The sequence below is a fragment of the Enterovibrio baiacu genome, from assembly GCF_004120195.1.
Lineage (GTDB): Bacteria > Pseudomonadota > Gammaproteobacteria > Enterobacterales > Vibrionaceae > Enterovibrio > Enterovibrio baiacui.
Genome location: NZ_SCHN01000005.1, coordinates 510,103 through 527,202, shown reverse-complemented (window position 1 = coordinate 527,202; position 17,100 = coordinate 510,103). Strand labels below are relative to the sequence as shown.

At 47.9% G+C, this 17,100-nt stretch carries 16 protein-coding genes and 1 pseudogene; 12 read left to right on the top strand and 5 right to left on the bottom strand.

Annotated elements, in window-relative coordinates:
• Positions 1 to 69: 69 nt before the first annotated feature.
• The 4 genes and pseudogenes from EQP46_RS02635 to EQP46_RS02620 all read right to left on the bottom strand — a co-directional run.
• A pseudogene (locus EQP46_RS02635) lies at positions 70 to 228 on the bottom strand (DUF417 family protein); the annotation flags it as partial.
• Between the two features lie 262 nt (positions 229 to 490).
• The gene (locus EQP46_RS02630) at positions 491 to 1,267 is read right to left on the bottom strand and encodes a siderophore-interacting protein (RefSeq protein WP_129492161.1); all 777 of its coding nucleotides are present in this window, start codon (positions 1,265 to 1,267) and stop codon (positions 491 to 493) included.
• A 193-nt stretch (positions 1,268 to 1,460) separates the two neighbouring features.
• Positions 1,461 to 2,594, bottom strand: a complete 1,134-nt coding sequence (locus EQP46_RS02625; protein ID WP_129492160.1) for a Gfo/Idh/MocA family protein — start codon at positions 2,592 to 2,594, stop codon at positions 1,461 to 1,463.
• A gap of 52 nt (positions 2,595 to 2,646) precedes the next feature.
• On the bottom strand, positions 2,647 to 3,354 hold the full coding sequence (locus EQP46_RS02620; protein WP_129492159.1) for a GntR family transcriptional regulator: 708 nt from the start codon (positions 3,352 to 3,354) through the stop codon (positions 2,647 to 2,649).
• A gap of 259 nt (positions 3,355 to 3,613) precedes the next feature.
• On the opposite strand from EQP46_RS02620, the gene EQP46_RS02615 reads away from it, so the two are divergent.
• The 6 genes from EQP46_RS02615 (at position 3,614) to EQP46_RS02590 (ending at position 9,245) form a co-directional block, all read left to right on the top strand.
• Positions 3,614 to 4,771 carry an LLM class flavin-dependent oxidoreductase gene (locus tag EQP46_RS02615; protein ID WP_129492158.1) on the top strand — a complete coding sequence of 386 codons (1,158 nt, stop codon included), beginning with the start codon at positions 3,614 to 3,616 and terminating at the stop codon, positions 4,769 to 4,771.
• Entirely contained in the window at positions 4,771 to 5,673 is a 903-nt protein-coding gene (locus EQP46_RS02610) for an aldo/keto reductase (protein WP_129492157.1), read from the top strand. Before EQP46_RS02615 ends, EQP46_RS02610 begins: the two co-directional genes overlap by 1 nt.
• The gene (locus EQP46_RS02605; protein ID WP_129492156.1) at positions 5,670 to 6,146 is read left to right on the top strand and encodes a flavin reductase family protein; all 477 of its coding nucleotides are present in this window, start codon (positions 5,670 to 5,672) and stop codon (positions 6,144 to 6,146) included. The genes EQP46_RS02610 and EQP46_RS02605 overlap by 4 nt, the downstream gene beginning before the upstream one ends.
• Complete coding sequence (locus EQP46_RS02600; RefSeq protein ID WP_129492155.1) at positions 6,146 to 6,691, top strand: TRAP transporter small permease; 546 nt, start codon at positions 6,146 to 6,148, stop codon at positions 6,689 to 6,691. The genes EQP46_RS02605 and EQP46_RS02600 overlap by 1 nt, the downstream gene beginning before the upstream one ends.
• Before the next feature lie 91 nt (positions 6,692 to 6,782).
• Positions 6,783 to 8,069, top strand: coding sequence for a TRAP transporter large permease (locus EQP46_RS02595; protein ID WP_129492154.1), 1,287 nt, complete (start codon positions 6,783 to 6,785; stop codon positions 8,067 to 8,069).
• 87 nt (positions 8,070 to 8,156) lie between these two features.
• A complete protein-coding gene (locus EQP46_RS02590; protein ID WP_129492153.1) occupies positions 8,157 to 9,245 on the top strand; it encodes a TRAP transporter substrate-binding protein in 1,089 nt (362 codons plus the stop codon).
• 172 nt (positions 9,246 to 9,417) lie between these two features.
• On the opposite strand, the gene katG is transcribed toward EQP46_RS02590, so the two are convergent.
• On the bottom strand, positions 9,418 to 11,631 hold the full coding sequence (katG, locus tag EQP46_RS02585) for a catalase/peroxidase HPI (protein ID WP_129492152.1): 2,214 nt from the start codon (positions 11,629 to 11,631) through the stop codon (positions 9,418 to 9,420).
• A gap of 702 nt (positions 11,632 to 12,333) precedes the next feature.
• On the opposite strand from katG, the gene EQP46_RS02580 reads away from it, so the two are divergent.
• From EQP46_RS02580 to ygiD, 6 genes are all read left to right on the top strand, one after another.
• On the top strand, positions 12,334 to 12,756 hold the full coding sequence (locus tag EQP46_RS02580; RefSeq protein ID WP_129492151.1) for a VOC family protein: 423 nt from the start codon (positions 12,334 to 12,336) through the stop codon (positions 12,754 to 12,756).
• 28 nt (positions 12,757 to 12,784) lie between these two features.
• Positions 12,785 to 13,189 (top strand): VOC family protein, encoded by a 405-nt coding sequence (locus tag EQP46_RS02575; RefSeq protein ID WP_129492150.1) that lies wholly within the window; start codon positions 12,785 to 12,787, stop codon positions 13,187 to 13,189.
• A gap of 41 nt (positions 13,190 to 13,230) precedes the next feature.
• A complete protein-coding gene (locus EQP46_RS02570; protein WP_129492149.1) occupies positions 13,231 to 13,785 on the top strand; it encodes a GNAT family N-acetyltransferase in 555 nt (184 codons plus the stop codon).
• A 41-nt stretch (positions 13,786 to 13,826) separates the two neighbouring features.
• On the top strand, positions 13,827 to 14,444 hold the full coding sequence (locus EQP46_RS02565) for a LysE family translocator (protein ID WP_129492148.1): 618 nt from the start codon (positions 13,827 to 13,829) through the stop codon (positions 14,442 to 14,444).
• Between the two features lie 44 nt (positions 14,445 to 14,488).
• Positions 14,489 to 14,947, top strand: a complete 459-nt coding sequence (locus EQP46_RS02560; protein ID WP_129492147.1) for an Mpo1 family 2-hydroxy fatty acid dioxygenase — start codon at positions 14,489 to 14,491, stop codon at positions 14,945 to 14,947.
• Between the two features lie 1,268 nt (positions 14,948 to 16,215).
• Positions 16,216 to 17,016 (top strand): 4,5-DOPA-extradiol-dioxygenase, encoded by an 801-nt coding sequence (gene ygiD / locus EQP46_RS02550; RefSeq protein WP_129492145.1) that lies wholly within the window; start codon positions 16,216 to 16,218, stop codon positions 17,014 to 17,016.
• The last annotated feature ends 84 nt before the right edge of the window (positions 17,017 to 17,100 follow it).

The following is a 17,100-nucleotide window of genomic DNA, read 5'->3' as shown; positions in this document are numbered from 1 at the left end:
AATACCGCGATAGAACACAAAAGAAAGGCGCATTTAAGCGCCTTTCTTTATTCAATATCTGAGTCTGTTTTACTCGTCTCTTAGAAGTGCTTTGGCAAGCAGAGAGACTGCTGCTGATAACAATACAATGTCTTTCAGCAGGAATTGCCCGGGTACGACTGAGATTGCAGGGAAGCCACCCAAACTTGCTTCGGCTATCGGTGCAGTGAACAAGAAGCTTGTGGTGACAAAAATTAGCGGGACAGACACCTTAAGAAATCATAGTGTCATCAGCTCCAACGTCTTGTGTTTCTTGGCTCGTAAACGCGCTTTGAAGATGAAGGGTAACTGGTTAAACGATATATTCTTTGAATCCTGTTGCGTTAGACAATCAATGTTTGGCTAAGATAGCCTAACTTCATAACGCCTTAGCACTGCCGATCACTGATCAAAAAAAGGGCTTTAATAAGCCCTTTTTACAATGTTTAACCGTCTTTTTATCAACGCCTACTCAAGCTACGCCTTCCGCGTCTTTTTGCTTAATCACTTTGTGGCCTTCTTCGGTGACGCCATTTTTCCAATAACTACTGATGTAGATATTGTCGCGGTCGACGTCTTTTTCATTGCGGAAGTACTGGCGAAGCTCGCGCATTGTGTCGAATTCGCTCGCGCTCCACACGAAAACATCGCCATCCAGCCATACTTTTTGTTTCGCGCGGGTTGCCAAGGAGTCACTTTCGCCCGCCATTACCCAATCAAACTCTATGCCTTCAGGTGCATCAAGTACTTGAATGTCTTCTTTGGACAGCACCTCAACCACGGCATAGCCTTTTGCGTTGTTCGGCAGGGTTTTGACTTTTGCTGATAGGGCAGGCAGGGATGTCATGTCAGCTACCATGAAGAACCAATCCGCTGCACTGTTGATGTTTTGAATCGTGCCAGGGCCTGCGATGTTGATGGTATCGCCGGGTTTTGCGTTAAGTGCCCAACGCGCCGCATGGCCACAACCGCAATCGTCGACTTCATGACGAACGAAATCAACGGTCATTGTTTGGGTAATGAAGTCGAGTGTTCGAATGGTATAGGTGCGCATGACAGGACGCTCACCGTCGGCTAGATTGCTTAAATCTGTGCTGCCTTCTTTTGTGAACAGCAATTTGATGTAGCCGCCTTCGCAATCAGCAGGAAAACGTGCCAATCCTTCACCATAAAGCTCAATGCGTTGCATGTTAGGGGTGATCTGTGTGCTGGACTGAACAACAAGCGATGTAGGGCTAGGTTTTTTCATTCATTGTCTCTTTGTTTTTATGTGTGTTTGTCATCATTGCCTGCTCACAATATCGTCATACCCTGCACCTTGTCAATGATAATGGTTCTCATTTGCGCAAATTTACAATTGACATCTAAAGGTACTAAGAAACAAAAAGCCGACATCTTTGGAATGTCGGCTCGGGTCGGTTTATTTAGCGAATTGAGAACAGTTATCCCTCAAACCCCAACCCGCCTTGTGTAATGTTGATCACCTTGTGTTGCTTGATCGCCTCTTGTGCGGCTAGGCCTAATACCACGGCTTTAAGACCGTCTTCCAGCGTCACTTCCACAGATTGCTCACCCAAGATGGCGCGCTGAAACTTCTGGTGTTGATAGAAGGTTGAGCCGTTGTGATCGCCTGCTTCTAGCAACTCTGGGTCGACAGGTACGTCCATCTGCTTTGGCCCTTTCGGGTTACGAGGGCTAGAGATGACTTTTGATACTGGCGCGTCGCCGAGTGTGTCGGTCGGCCAAAAACGGCCGGGGCCGGGCACAAAGCATTCTACTTTACCGGCATCGCCCACTGCGCAGATTTCTTCTTGGTAGCGAGAGCCCTCCGCGAACATGCACAGTTCAAGGCTGGCACGTGTTCCATTGCCAAATTCTACGGTGACAAAAGCATTGTCGAGAATGTCAGGTGTTTGACCGTCATATTGTTCATCGCGGTGGTTCACGGCTTGGCTGCCAGAACCAAAGACGCGAACGGGGTTAGCTTGGGTTAACAAACGCATGAGATCGAAAAAGTGGCAGCATTTTTCAACCAGGGTCCCGCCCGTTTTGTGATTGAAGCGGTTCCAGTCATCCACTTTCTCTAAGAAAGGGAAACGGTGTTCGCGAATCGAAAACAGATGACGTTGGCCGACTTCCCCGTTATCGAGCAATGAGAGTAACTTGGTGATCGGCGGCATATAACGGTATTCCATCGCCACCCAAATAGGCGAGGGGTGATTGGCAGCGGCGTCGAGCAACATGTTTACGTCTTCAATGCGCGTGCAGACGGGCTTTTCAATCAAGATGGGCAAAGGACATTGTCTCAACATCTCCACCAGTTGCTCTGCATGTTGGTAGTTGGGGGTTGCCACCACAATGGCATCCACATTGTCTGTGGCTAACAAGGCCTCTAAATCATTTACGCAGGTTGCGTTAGGCACCAAGGCATGAGCAAGCTCGCGCATTTCTGTATTTGGTTCGGCCAGCACAGTGATTTCGACATTGTCTAACAGTTGAATATTGCGAATGTGCTCGCGTCCCATCATGCCGCACCCGAGAATACCGTAGCGTAGAGGCGTTCCTTGTTGTGTCATTGCATTGTCCTTATGAAAAATTGGGAAAAGTGTCGTTAAGCACGACTGTCTTTTAAGACCATCGTGCGGCGTAACGCACCGTGTGAGGGTCAAACCAAGTGAATGAGACTTCTTCGATGCGGTCTCGGTTTGACCAACTTAGCCGTTCTATATAGCCACATGGCGTTCCTTCAGCTAATTCAAATTCTTTGGGTTTCCAATCAGGCACGTTACTGACCGTGATGCTGTCTTGAACGCGGGAGATCCAAAAACCTAATTTCTCGCGGTAATACACGTAAAGTGATTCCACCAATTCTTGCGGATCGATGGCAGTGCGGTGTCGCCCATCGATCCAAATTTCTTCAACCGCCGCAGGTTTTTGATCGAGGCGACGCAAACGGCGAAATCGCCACAATGGCGCATTCGAAGGCAGGCTCAGTAAAGAGGCCACATAGGTGTTCTGCATTTTCTCCACGCTAAGAAAATCAGCATTCGGCAACCCGCCGCCGCTTTGCAGTTCTAACCGAAAAAAGTGGTAAATGGCATTGTCACTCAATGTTTCTTTTACGTAGGTGCCAGAACCTTGTTTTCGCTCTAAAAGCCCTTTGTTTTCCAATTCGGCGAGTGCTTTGCGGAGTGTTCCTGTCGCAACCCCTAGCTTTTTTGACAATTCTGCTTCCGTTGGCAATCGCTCGCCTGGCAGCCAATAGCCCGCTGTGATCTCTCTGTGCAACAACTCGCTGATTTGAATGAACAGGGGTAATCGGGTTGATTCACTCATTTCTAAAAATTCTCGAAATTGATAAATACTTTAAATTTAATGAGTTATCGCTCAATAGCGATATCTATTGGCTGAATCAATATCAAATTCATTCAGCATTGATTTACTTTTCCTATTTATCTTATAGCATTATTTAACAAATCATTCACTAATCATTTACCTTTTGAGTGTTTTCGCATGGAGCGTTAGGTGCTGATTGTTAAGCACTTTCGGTGTGCGTCAATTGAGTTTAAAAAGAAAAAGAGCGGGAGATTGGACAATGAGTGTAGTGCCCATCACAAGTGCAGGGTTAGACGCATCGGAAGTGTCATGGTTTGCACCAATTTGCAGTGATGACTATCGCTATCTAGGTGTGCCAGATGGCAATTTGAGAAGTAATTGGGAAAACACGCGAGACATTGTGCTCACCGCTGAAAAGCAGGGTTTTCGTAATATTTTATGTCCTTCGTCTTACCAAGTAGGGCAAGACACCATGACCTTCGCGTCGGCGATGGGACCATTGACTGAGCGCATTAACCTGTTGGCTGCGATTCGCTGTGGTGAAGTTCACCCTGCGATGTTGGCACGCTCGGTGGCGACACTCGATCACATCATGAAAGGGCGACTCACCCTGAATGTGATTTCCTCTGATTTCCCCGGCCAGAAAGAAGACAGCGCGTTTCGCTACCGCCGTTCGAAAGAAGTGGTTGAGATCCTGCGCCAAGCATGGACGCAAGATGAAATCCGCTTCCAAGGCGAGATTTACAACTTGAGCGATTTGTCGACAGATCCGGTGCGTCCTTATCAACAAAATGGCGGCCCGCTGCTGTATTTCGGCGGTTACTCGCCAGATGCGTTAGAGCTGTGCGGTTCCGAGTGTGATGTCTACCTGATGTGGCCGGAAACCCAAGACATGTTAGCGAATCGCATGCGCGCGGTGAATGAAGTGGCACAACGCCACAATCGCACCTTGGATTACGGATTGCGAGTTCACATGGTGGTGCGTGATACCGAAGCAGAAGCTAAAGAATATGCAGAGTCATTGGTTTCTAAACTTGATGATGAATTTGGTCGCTCGATCAAAGAGCGTGCGTTAGACGCAACCAGCCTTGGCGTGGCGCTTCAATCGAAGCAGCGTGAAGGCGCAGACCAGTTTGGTTATACCGAATCGAACCTTTGGACGGGCGTAGGCCGTGCGCGTTCAGGGTGTGGTGCGGCGTTGGTGGGCAGTGTCGACCAAGTGCTGACCAAAATTGAGGAATACCAAAAAATGGGGATTCGCGCGTTTATTTTCTCGGGATACCCGCACAAAGATGAATGCGAGATCGTGGGCCAGAAAATTCTGCCACACCTGAAAACCTGTTCAATGCCAGAAGAATATGGCCGCGTGCCAGCAACAACACCAGCAACACCTTTGGGTGTGGGAGAAAGAAAGTAATGAAGTACACCCAACTGAACGATGCTTTACCCGCTTTTAGCCGCATTGTGTATGGCGCTTGGCGTCTAGCCGACGATGCTGATACCTCAGAAGCGAACGTTCGCGCGAAAGTGGATGCGTGTTTAGAGCAAGGCATCACCACGTTTGATCATGCGGATATTTACGGCGATTACGAATGTGAGGCGGTGTTTGGTCAAGTGTTGGCGAAAACGCCGTCACTGCGTGATCAAATCCAGCTCGTGAGCAAATGCGACATCATGTTGCTGTCTGACAAATACGCCGATCGTCGAGTGAAGTATTACGACACCTCGCCAGAACACATCCGAACGTCAGTACATAATTCGTTAAAACACCTGAATACCGATCACCTTGATTTGCTTTTGATTCACCGTCCCGATCCTTTCATGGATCACCATGCCACTGGGCAAGCGCTGGATGCCTTGATTGATGAGGGATTGGTGAAAGGCGTTGGGGTATCGAATTTCAAACGCTGGGACTGGGATTTACTCCAATCTGGCATGAAAAACCCATTGGTGACGAACCAAGTTGAAATGAGTTTGCTTGCCCGTGACAGTTTTACTGATGGCACCTTGGCGTTTATGCAGCAACACGGCATTAAGCCCATGGCATGGTCACCGCTTGCGGGCGGTGAGTTGTTTGGTAATGGCGAAGCCGCGCAGCGCGTGAAGCCATTGCTGCAACGTGAAGCGGCGCGTTTTGGCGTAGGCATTGATGCGGTAGCGGTTGCTTGGTTATTGGCACATCCAGCGGGCATTTTGCCGGTGGTTGGCACCAACAATCTGGCCCGTATTCGTACCGCGAGTGATGCACTGAAGGTGAGCATTGACCGAGAAACATGGTTTGAACTCTTAACGGCAGCTGCCGGGGAGGAAGTGGCATGAGTAAGGAATTACGAAACGCATTAGGGCGCTTTGCTACAGGCGTAACCGTGATCACCGCGCGCCATGAAGGCGAAGATTACGGGCTGACCTGTTCATCGTTCAACTCTGTCTCGCTTGAACCTGCCATCGTGCTGTGGAGCTTAAACAGTGGGTCGTCGTCAAAAGCGCCGATCCTCGAGTCGGGAGGTTACACCGTGAGTGTTCTTGCGGTTGAGCATTCTGATTTGGCGATGAAGTTTTGCCGCGGCAGCCACGAAGAACGTTTCAGTGATGTCGAGATTGAGCGTGCGCCAAGTGGACGCGCCATCATTTCGGGTGCTGTTGCATGGTTTGATTGCGACATGCATGGTGTGGTGGCAGCAGGCGACCACGACATCATGTTGGGAAAAGTCACCGACTTTAGCTCTGGCCGTGAAGGGTCAGGCTTGGTGTTTGAACAAAGCCGATTTGGTCGTGTAGGAGAAGTGGCTTAATGGCATTTTTGACGACGAGTTTAACCGCAATTTCCGCGATCAACGATCGCATTGGGAAGATTGGCTCATCGATCGCTTGGGTGTTGGTGGCGTTAATGGTCGGCAGCATTTTGCTTCAAGTGGTGTGTCGCTACGTGTTCAATTCCGCTTTGCCTTGGCCGGAAGAAGTCGCGCGCGCATTGATGATTTGGATGATGGCGCTGGTCGCGGGTGATGCTTATCGAAAGGGCATGTTTGTCTCTATCGATATGATCCATAACTACTTGCCCGCCAGCATTAGCCGTTGGATCAAACTCTTCCTTATCGTGTTGGCGTTTGCCGTGTTGGTTCAACTTTTTGTCGTCGCCCTTGAGTTTTTTGATCGCGGGTTTCGTACCCGCGCTGCGTCGTTTCCATTGAAACGCGCATGGATTTACCTCGCGATGCCCGTGTGCTTTGGCAGCATGTTGTTGGCAAATATCGAACTGTTTCTTCGTGCTTTATTGCCTGACGATAAAGCGCGTGATGAAGCAGCATCCATCGGCGCGAATGCGGAAAAAGGATAACGACGACTGCCATCAATCTTGGCGCGTCGAAGGGTAATTTGAGGCAAGCGCCTTGTCTCAGCCCCTGCTCAACATAGGGAAGTGGTTGTAAATGTTAATCCTGTTTTTACCTCTGTTTTTACTGATCCTCATGCTTGGCATGCCAGTGTTTTTTGCCCTGCTGACCGCGCCGGGCTTAATGCTGTATGCAGAAGGCATGGATCGCGATATTCCTTTGCTGTTCCGCAATATTTATAACGGCATTGATTCCTTCCCATTAATGGCGATCCCCTTCTTTATGTTAGCGGGCGAGGTGATGAATCGAAGCGGTATCACACTCAGCTTGGTGAGCTTTTCTCAGTCTCTCATTGGCCATGTACGTGGCGGTTTGGCACATGTGAACGTCATGTCGAGCATGCTGTTTGCGGGACTATCGGGTTCAGCAGTGGCAGATACATCGGCGATCGGTTCCATGATGATCCCTGCCATGGAAAAGAACGGGTACTCGCGAAAATTTGCGGCGGCGATTACGGCGGCTTCGTCCGTGATTGGCCCGATCATTCCGCCTTCTGGCATCATGATTATCTACGCCTATACCATGGAGATTTCTGTGGCAGCGCTGTTTGCTGCAGGAGTGGTACCGGGCATGTTGATCGGTGGCGGTTTGATGCTGCTGATAGCACTAATGGCAAAAAGCCAGAATCTGCCTGTTGCGAGCGAAAAAGCCACGTGGCGAGAGCGCGGTGTGGCGACGAAAAATGCCTTCTGGCCATTGCTCACACCCGTGATCATTTTGGGTGGCATCTTAGGCGGTATTTTTACCCCGACAGAAGCATCGGCGATTGCGGTGGTGTATACCTTGTTGGTGGGCATGTTCGTGCTAAAGACCGTCAAGCTGAAAGACATTCCTGATATCTTCGCAAGCAGTGCGAAATCATCCGCAGTGATCCTCTTGCTGGTGGGCGCGGCGTTGGCATTCAAAACCGTGGTATCACTTTCTCATGCCGCAGAGGCCATGGCGGAATTCACGCTGGGCATCAGTGATAATCCACTGATCTTACTCTTCTTGATCAATATCTTACTCTTTGTGATCGGCATGTTCCTCGATGCCGGTCCTGCCATCATTATTCTGGGTCCAATTCTGGCTCCCGTCTTTATTAGCTTGGGCATTGACCCAGTGCATTTCGCCATCATCATGAGCGTCAATTTAACGGTTGGCCTTGCGACGCCGCCGATGGGCCTCGTGCTCTTTGTCGCCTCAAGCGTGTCTGGTGAAAAAGTGGAAACCATCTCCCGTGCCATTTTGCCGTTCTTGGCAGTCGAAGTATTGGTGATATTCCTGATTACGTTTTTCCCGGCTCTGTCTATGACTATCCCGCAGTGGTTAGGCTTGGCGTGAGTGGGTTTGTAAGCAACGGAGAACTGACGTTCTCGCCTTAACAAGGTCAGTGTTCGACTGGCTATCCACGGATGTGAAAGGTGAAGTATGAAAACAACAGTAAAAACAATGCATAAAGCATTGAAAGGAAGTGCTCTCGGACTGGCTGCTGTCATGTCGACAATGGCAATGACCGCGCCAACAATGGCCGCTGATTTTAACCTTCGTGCTGTCGCGAATTCGAACGAAAACGATGAAGATTATGATGGTCTTGTTGTCTTCAAAGACTTCGTGGAATCACACTCAAACGGCAAGATTAAAGTCGACCTTTTCATTGGTACCCAACTTTGCGGCAACGGCACCGAGTGTATTCAAGCGGTAGAAGATGGCTCTGTTGATGTTTATATTTCAACCTCTGGTGGTGCGGCGAACATGTTCCCGTATATCCAAGTGTTGGATCTGCCGTATGTATTGCCTGATGATCGCACTGCTGAAGCCGTGCTTCAGGGTGATTTCGTGCGTGAGCTGCGTAAAGAAATCCTCGCGGATACTGACAATAAATTGCGTTTGATGGCGATTGGTAACACGGGCGGTTGGCGTAACTTTGCTAATACCAAGCGTACGGTAAAACAGCCAAGCGACATGGAAGGGTTGAAAATCCGTACCGTGGTAGCTGATTTGCCGCAAGAACTTGTTAAAGCGCTGGGCGCAAGCCCTACGCCAATCCCATGGCCAGAGCTTTACACATCTTTCCAAACAGGCGTGGTTGAAGGATCTAAAAACGGCATCACCGACATCATGGGCATGAAATTTCCAGAAGCGGGCCTGAAATATGTCACGCTTGATGGTCACGCCTACATGTCAGCGCTTTGGTACATGAATAACGAAGTGTTCTTGGACATGCCTGTTGAGCAACGCAAAGTGATCGTTGATGGCTTCCGTGCGTTACAACAAGCAACGTTTGCATCTCCGAAGCGTAAGTCTATCGCGGCGTATGAAGCCTTCAAAAAATCAGGCGGTAAGCTTTATGTGCCATCGCCAGCAGACAAAGCCAAGTTCCAAGAAGCGGCTGCGCCTGTGTACACCTGGTTCCAAGAGAACGTAGATGATGGCAAGAAGTGGTTTGATCTTTTGCAAGCTGAAGCTGATAAAGCCAAAGCGAAAATCGCTGCGGATGATAAAGCGGATTTGATGTAACTGCCTAAGCAGCTGTTGCGTTATCTGCATAAAGCCAGCCGAGAGGCTGGTTTTTTCGTGGATTCATTTTGCAGCCTGCAAGACAAAAAAAGAGCTCGACCAACCTGGGTTCGAGCTCTTTGGATAGCAAGCGACATTGGGATGAGATCGCTACGTCTTAAAGGACGTTTCCTTAGTTTTTCAGGTCAAAGCGATCGTTGTTCATGACTTTTGTCCATGCCGCGACAAAATCATCCACAAACTTCTGCTCAGAACCGTTTGATGCGTACACTTCCGAAATTGAGCGAAGCTCTGCATTTGAACCGAAAATCAAATCGACTGGCGTTGCCGTCCATTTCCTATCACCAGAAGCACGGTCTGTACCGACATAGATGCCTTCCATGTCTGACGATTTTGACCACTTGGTGGACATATCAAGCAAGTTCAGGAAGTAATCGTTGCTTAGGGTGCCTGGTTTGTACGTAAACACACCGTTGGACGAGCCATCGCTGTTCGCGTTCATTGCACGCATACCGCCGACAAGTACCGTCATTTCAGGCACAGTGAGGGTGAGCAAGTCAGCGCGTTCAACCAATGCTTCGGCCGGTGAACGGTAGTTTTTCGACGCATCAAAGTAGTTTCTGAAACCGTCTGCCGTGGGTTCAAGCACAGCGAACGATTCGACATCCGTCATTGCTTGTGTGGCATCAGTTCGGCCTGGGTTAAATGGAACATCCGCTTTCAGCCCTGCGTCTTTCGCCGCTTTCTCAACACCTGCAGCGCCTGCCAGCACAATCACATCAGCCAGAGAGACTTGTGTGTCGCCCGCTTGCTTGTTGAAGTCTTTCTGAATCTTAGTGAGTGCTTTCAGCACTTTTTGCGTCTCTTTCGGGTTGTTAACCGCCCAATCTTTTTGAGGCTCAAGCTGCAAGCGCGCGCCATTTGCACCGCCACGCATGTCCGTGCCGCGGTAGCTTGCTGCTGATGCCCATGCTGTTTTCACCAGCTCCGGCACGCTCAAACCCGATGCCAGAATATCGGCTTTGATCTCGTCAGCTTGCTTGTCCGTGATGAGCGGGTGATCAACCGCAGGCACCGGATCTTGCCAGACCAGAATTTCTTCTGGGATTTCAGCACCGATGTACCTTGCACGTGGGCCGAGATCGCGGTGATTGAGTTTGAACCACGCTTTGGCAAATGCGAGCTCAAAGTTTGCAGGGTCCTCGCGGAAGCTTTCAGCTATTGCGCGGAATTGTGGATCTTCTTTGATTGCAATGTCTGTGGTGAACATGATTGGTGCATGGCGCTTGGTAGGATCGTGCGCATCAGGCACAAGCTGTGCTGCTGCTTTTGAATCTGGGATCCACTGTTTCGCGCCAGCAGGACTTTCTGTCAGCACCCAATTGAAGCCGAACAGGTTATCAAGGTAATTGGTCGTCCATTGTGTTGGTGTGACTGTCCATGCGCCTTCTAGACCACTGGTAATGGCATCAGCACCTTTGCCCGTGCCACATTTGTTTTTCCAGCCGAAACCCTGTTCTTCAACGGGTGCACCCGCCGGCGCTTCACCTAAACATTCTTCTGGCTTGTGCGCACCGTGCGCCTTACCAAAGGTGTGTCCGCCAGCGATCAGCGCGACAATTTCTTCATCGTTCATTGCCATACGGCCAAATGAATGACGAATGTCTTTTGCTGCTAGAAGCGGATCAGGCACACCGCCTGGGCCTTCTGGGTTGACGTAGATAAGGCCCATCTGAACCGCGGCAAGGCCTTCCCTCAACTTGCCGTTTTCATCGCGACGTTCATCAGCGAGCATTTCTTCTTCTGGGCCCCAGTAAACAAAGTCGGGTTCCCAATCATCTTCACGGCCACCGGCAAACCCGAAGGTTTTAAAGCCCATCGATTCAAGGGCAACGTTGCCTGTCAGTGCCATCAAGTCAGCCCAAGAAAGGCTTTCACCGTATTTTTGTTTCACAGGCCACAGCAGGCGGCGCGCTTTATCGAGGTTGGCGTTATCAGGCCAGCTATTGAGCGGGTCAAAACGTTGTTGACCACCGCCAGCCCCACCACGACCATCAGAAACACGGTAAGTCCCTGCTGCGTGCCATGCCATGCGGATAAAGAATGGGCCGTAGTGGCCGTAATCTGCGGGCCACCAAGGTTGGGATTCGGTAAGCACAACGGAGATGTCTTTTTTAACGGCGTCGAGGTCCAAGGTTTCGAATGCGGCAGCGTAGTCAAAGTCTTCGCCGAGAGGGTTTGATTCTTGGCCATGATCACGAAGGGGAGCTAGATTGAGTTGGTCAGGCCACCAGAATTGGTTTGATTTTGGTTCGCCTTGCGCGAATGTTGGTGATGAAACCAATAGACCAGACAAGACGACCGAAATAAGGGTCTTTTTAAACATGTTACTTTCCTCTTCCATGTATACGTGTGTGTGGATACAGTAATCCGCGCGTTATTTTAAAAATAAAAACACGTCTATTATTTAATTTAAGGAGTTAACGTCTCTGTACTCATATTTCAGTGCAAATGACAAAACGCTGACACAGTGAATGTGATTTTAAAAAACTCTCAGTATTTACTTGGGTTAAGAGTAATATTTACACCGGAAAAACACTCAGTTTTGGTTTAGTTCACCTTGTCCTTTTTTTTATGCAAAAAGAGGCCTAGGTCAATCATGCGGAATGTTGACGATATAAATAATGTTAAATAAGTAACCACTTAATGTGTCATTGTGCTTTGTCTGTAAATAGCACCTCCCATTGTTATGTCTAGAATGTTTGTCAGTAAAATGAGTATAGATAGCATTGACACAATTTATGAAAGGGATTATTTCGATGGTGATAATAGAAAAAAACAATGAAAGTTATTGTGTCTTTTAGAAATGCAAAGTAAGTGGTTAAAAATAAATGTTATTTTTATTTCATTCTCGATGAGTTTTTAGTTTTTATAAGGCGTAAGCTTCTGCAATTAAATTGATTTGGCGCAATTATTACGTTTAAATGCAAATAGTTTTATATTCTTATTTGTAAGATAATTTATCACAATTAAATCGTTAAAAAGAACGTATTTTAGTTTGAGTGAAAAAGATAATGAGAGGAATAGCATGAAACAAGCGCTGATCCACGTCGCGATTGTGGTGAGAGACTACGACGAGGCACTCGAGTTCTACGTCAATAAGTTGAAGTTTGAGGTGGTGGAAGATACTTACCAGCCAGAACAGGATAAGCGTTGGGTCGTCATTTCTCCACCGGGTTCGAATGGCATGACACTATTACTTGCAAGAGCTTCTAACGAAGAGCAAAGCACCTTCATCGGTAATCAAGCAGGTGGCCGTGTGTTCCTATTTCTTTCTACGGATGATTTCTGGCGCGACTACAACCGAATGCGTGAAGAGGGCGTGCATTTTATCCGCGAACCTATGGAGGCGGATTATGGCACGGTGGCCGTGTTTGAAGATCTCTATGGTAATCGCTGGGATCTTCTGCAGCTAACGCCTGAACACCCAATGGCTTCTCGACGTGTTTAAGAGCGCCACATCATTCATTGGAGGCCATGTGAAAGTCAGTCATCTTGACCATTTAGTGCTTACTGTTGCGGATATTAATGCCTCTGCGGATTTCTATCACCGTGTGCTTGGCATGAACATCGTTACTTTTGGTGATGGCCGAACGGCGCTTAGCTTTGGTCATCAGAACGTTGGCCACCAAAAGATAAACCTTCATCAAAAGGGCGCGGAGTTCCTGCCCCATGCGCGCCATGTCCAATCAGGAAGCGCTGACTTATGCTTCATCTTGTCCACCCCGCTGAGCGAGGCGGCTCAACACTTACGCCGCGAGGGTGTCGCCATTGAAGAAGGCCCAGTGCCGCGCACTGGGGCGCAAGGCGCGATTGAATCATTGTACTTTCGCGACCTTGATGGCAATTTGATAGAGATATCGAACTATGTGCATCCCGCTTGAGTGTGATGGACGCGGCTTTAAAGGCGTAAAGGATTAACGTTATGTTTACCACTGTTGTCGATGAAGACATTTCACTCGCGCTTGTTCAACCTTCCTTTGCTCATGACTATTTCGACATTGTCAGTCGCGACAGGGAGTATTTGGCAAAATGGTTAGCATGGCCACCGCATGCCGATGGTGTTGTCTTTTTTGAAGGGTTTGTCCGACGCTCGCTTCATGATTACGCTGATGGGAAATCGTTAACCTGCGCGATGCTCTACCAAGGGGAGGTTGTGGGAAACATCAGTTTCAATATGATTTCTCATGATCTAAAGAAAGTGGAAATCGGCTATTGGATTTGCCAAAACCAGCAAGGAAAAGGCATTGTTTCTCGCTGCGTGATGGCACTTGTTCGCATTGCTTTTGAAACGCTTGGTATGGAAAAAGTGGAAATATCTGCAGCGACGGACAACAAAGCCAGTCGCGCGGTATGTGAAAGATTAGGCTTCACATTGGAAGGCGTCATCCGGCAGGCAGAAAAGCTGGATGATCGCATTGTCGATCATGCTGTTTATGGCCTTTATCGCGCCGAACGAAATTCGTCTGAAACGCAATAACGGCTGCGTTGTTCGCGCAGTCTGATAAAGGAGCTTGCACTGTGGAGTATCTTTTCGCTGTTACGCTTTTTGCCATTTCCGCTTCCGCTACCCCTGGGCCAAATAACTTCTTATTGATGTCTTCTGGGGTTAATTTTGGCGTTCGTAAGAGTGTTCCTTTGCTTTTGGGGATTTGTGTTGGTTTCACCATCATGCTTTTGCTGGTGGGGCTGGGATTCGGCCAGCTTTTTCAGCGTTTTCCTGAGCTTCATTTGATCATCAAATGCATAGGTACAGCGTATCTTCTGTATTTGGCTTACTTGATTGCGCGCGCCGGAGAAATGTCCGATTCAACGGACGAGCAGGCAAGGCCACTCACTTTTCTAAAGGGGGCGTTATTTCAGTGGGTCAATGCGAAAGCATGGGTTGTTGCCACGGGAACCATTGCCGCTTTTACCTCCGTCGGAGAGGGGTTCTATACACAAAATGCCATCATCGCGACAACCTTCTTTTTTGTGTCATTTCCCAGTGTTGGCGTATGGCTGTTATTCGGCTCAATGTTGAAAAAAGTGCTTACATCATCGGCGAGAAGAAAGGTGTTTAACTACTGCATGTCACTGCTATTAGTGTTGTCAGTCATACCGGTCGTTCGAGATATTGTATTTCAAATCATGGCTTGAATCGGGCAGTATGAAGACAAGATCGATGACAAGGAGCGTGGCAAATGAAGTCGTTAGACCAATGGTTTGAGGAATATGGCGAGAGCCACCAGAACCCCACTAACCAAAAAATTCATAAGGTCGCCGTCCCAGGGATTTTCTTTTCAGTTGCGGGCTTGCTATGGCTTGTTCCATCGTTGTCCATTGCGGGCGTGAGCATTGCGCCGTATTTCCTCGTGTTGGCGTTTGTGCTGTGTTTCTATGCCATGATGTCACTCAAAGCGTTTGTTGTGATGACAGCCTTCTCGATGTTTTGCACCCTGTTGCTCGTGCAGCTTGAACATGCCAACGTGAATATTCTGGCGCTGTCACTTGTGCTGTTTGTTGTGCTTTGGATTCTGCAATTCGTTGGTCACCACATTGAAGGTAAAAAGCCGTCTTTCTTCAAAGATGTTCAGTTTTTACTTATTGGCCCTGCGTGGGTTTTTCACTTCTTCTTTCCCCTCACAAAACACGACAGTTGATCGCTAAACGCGGACATTCATGCTTTTGTTGCTAAGAAAAGGGCAAAAAAAATCCCAACCACCGATGATCGTGAGTTGGGCTGCAATTATAGCTAAAAGAGAATGTTTACATATGCTCATACAAATCGTCTGACGTTTGTTGTTGCGCCATACCATTTATTCGCCGCGTTGCGTTTGTGCATTCACGCGTTTTTGTTAGAGGTAAATGTCAGTCATGCTCGGGGGCCAAGATTAGCGCCCTCTCTCAAATGTGTCGCTCAGTGGAGTGAGCCCTTGAAAGCGTTTTCGTGACTGCAAATGCCGAATAATACCTCAGACGTGAAATTGGTACTTTTTTGTTTACATCTTGGTCACATAAAGTTTGGCTAAACGTGAAAATGCTTTCAATGAAAAGATGCTAATTGCACAAATAGCAGAAAATAGAATGAATGAAGACTGAGTTTTTATTGTGTTTTGTTTGAAAAATTTACACTTAAAAGAATGAGTTTGTAACGAAAATAATAAAGACCTCAGTGTTAATGTGCTGATTAATTTAGCCTTTGTTAATGTACCTAACGCTCATTTAGTTCGTTTTGATTTTGTGTTTTTTTGCTATTGGGTGTTTGAAAGTGACTGCTCAAATAACTTTCTCTATGCCGACGGTGATATGGCAAATGATTTTTTGAAATGATGTCGCTGTTATCAAACGCATCAAGACCATGGCTAGCGATGAGGTGAAACCCTGTCGTTGTTGACAACAACTCCCGAGACTCGGCGCAAACCTTTAATGTGATGTGAGGTGACAAATCGCCAAATACAACGTTAGAAAGCGTGTTGTCAGAGAAAGGTATTGAAAATGTGTGGGTAGCCGGGGGAATGATGCAGAGTTGTGTCACTCACACCGAAATTTCTAAAACCGCTTAAAAATACAAGGTCACCATCGTGCCAGATCTTAGCCCAACCGTTAGTGCGATTTTACACTTGATCGGGTTGCGCACAGTCTCAACACGCCTGGCACTGGTGCCAAGTGAATTATTACTATCTTCTCAAGCGTAAATGTTAACTATCCAATTGAAGATAAATAAAAATATAGGGATTGTTCAGTTTTGATGAAAGGTTAATTCTGGTTATCGCTGTTTTTCGAGTTGGAGTGCACCTGTATCTTGTTTACTGGGATTTTATACCTTAAATGCCTTGTTCATAATGCATCAAATGGAGGCAATGAATAGTGCTACAAAGAACAACAAAAATGTAGCCAATGGATATCTGATAGAAAAGGGGGAAACTAAATGTCACTACCTACGCAGGCGAGTATGGGCCAAAGAATGCCTGCGCTGTTTATCGGCCACGGGACGCCGATTTATACTTTATCTGAAAACCGTTACACGAATGCTTGGAAACAAATCGCAAGAGACATGGCAATACCCAAAGCGATCTTATGCATTTCTGCACACTGGATGACACGCGGCACGCGCATTACAACAGCCGAATATCCAAAAACGATCCACGATTTTGGGCCCATCGATCCTAGGCTCAACGTCATTGAATACAAAGCACCTGGCGCGCCGTCGTTAGCAAGAGACATTGCAGGGCGTGTGTCGTTTGACATTGAGCTAGATGAGGGATGGGGGCTCGATCACGGCGCATGGACGGTACTACGTCACATGTATCCAGATGCAAATATCCCTGTTGTACAAATGAGCTTGGACATGAACTTGTCGGCGCGAGAGCATTTTGAGCGTGGCAAAGCACTCGATTTTCTGCGCGATGAAAATATCCTCATTCTCGCCAGTGGCAACATTGTCCATAACCTCACCTTGATCGATCATCGCGAAGAGTATGCTTACCCGTGGGCGTTGCATGCGGACGCAAAAATAGCGCATCACCTGGTGCAAAACGACGTCGAGCCTCTGCTTGACTACGATTCACTAGGACAAGAAATGGATTTGGCGATTCCTACGCCGGACCATTATTGGCCGTTGTTGTATACCCTTGGTGTAAAGCGTGATGAAGATATACTGAGCTTTCCTGTGATGGGGATTTCTCATGGCAGTATGAGTATGCGATCAGTGCTGATTAACCAGCAATAACAATAGGTTGTCACGACAATTACGATCAGGGTTAATAGAAAAGCCCCATTGCATTCAATGGGGCTTTTTGTTGCGTCGTGTTTA

Bases quoted from the DNA above. Each gene is read 5' to 3' on its own strand.
- EQP46_RS02620 (WP_129492159.1), bottom strand. From the start codon at position 3,354: ATGAGTGAATCAACCCGATTACCCCTGTTCATTCAAATCAGCGAGTTG.
- EQP46_RS02600 (WP_129492155.1), top strand. From the start codon at position 6,146: ATGGCATTTTTGACGACGAGTTTAACCGCAATTTCCGCGATCAACGAT.
- EQP46_RS02560 (WP_129492147.1), top strand. From the start codon at position 14,489: ATGAAGTCGTTAGACCAATGGTTTGAGGAATATGGCGAGAGCCACCAG.
- EQP46_RS02590 (WP_129492153.1), top strand. From the start codon at position 8,157: ATGAAAACAACAGTAAAAACAATGCATAAAGCATTGAAAGGAAGTGCT.
- EQP46_RS02625 (WP_129492160.1), bottom strand. From the start codon at position 2,594: ATGACACAACAAGGAACGCCTCTACGCTACGGTATTCTCGGGTGCGGC.
- EQP46_RS02610 (WP_129492157.1), top strand. From the start codon at position 4,771: ATGAAGTACACCCAACTGAACGATGCTTTACCCGCTTTTAGCCGCATT.
- EQP46_RS02580 (WP_129492151.1), top strand. From the start codon at position 12,334: ATGAAACAAGCGCTGATCCACGTCGCGATTGTGGTGAGAGACTACGAC.
- katG (WP_129492152.1), bottom strand. From the start codon at position 11,631: ATGTTTAAAAAGACCCTTATTTCGGTCGTCTTGTCTGGTCTATTGGTT.
- EQP46_RS02605 (WP_129492156.1), top strand. From the start codon at position 5,670: ATGAGTAAGGAATTACGAAACGCATTAGGGCGCTTTGCTACAGGCGTA.
- ygiD (WP_129492145.1), top strand. From the start codon at position 16,216: ATGTCACTACCTACGCAGGCGAGTATGGGCCAAAGAATGCCTGCGCTG.
- EQP46_RS02615 (WP_129492158.1), top strand. From the start codon at position 3,614: ATGAGTGTAGTGCCCATCACAAGTGCAGGGTTAGACGCATCGGAAGTG.
- EQP46_RS02570 (WP_129492149.1), top strand. From the start codon at position 13,231: ATGTTTACCACTGTTGTCGATGAAGACATTTCACTCGCGCTTGTTCAA.
- EQP46_RS02630 (WP_129492161.1), bottom strand. From the start codon at position 1,267: ATGAAAAAACCTAGCCCTACATCGCTTGTTGTTCAGTCCAGCACACAG.
- EQP46_RS02595 (WP_129492154.1), top strand. From the start codon at position 6,783: ATGTTAATCCTGTTTTTACCTCTGTTTTTACTGATCCTCATGCTTGGC.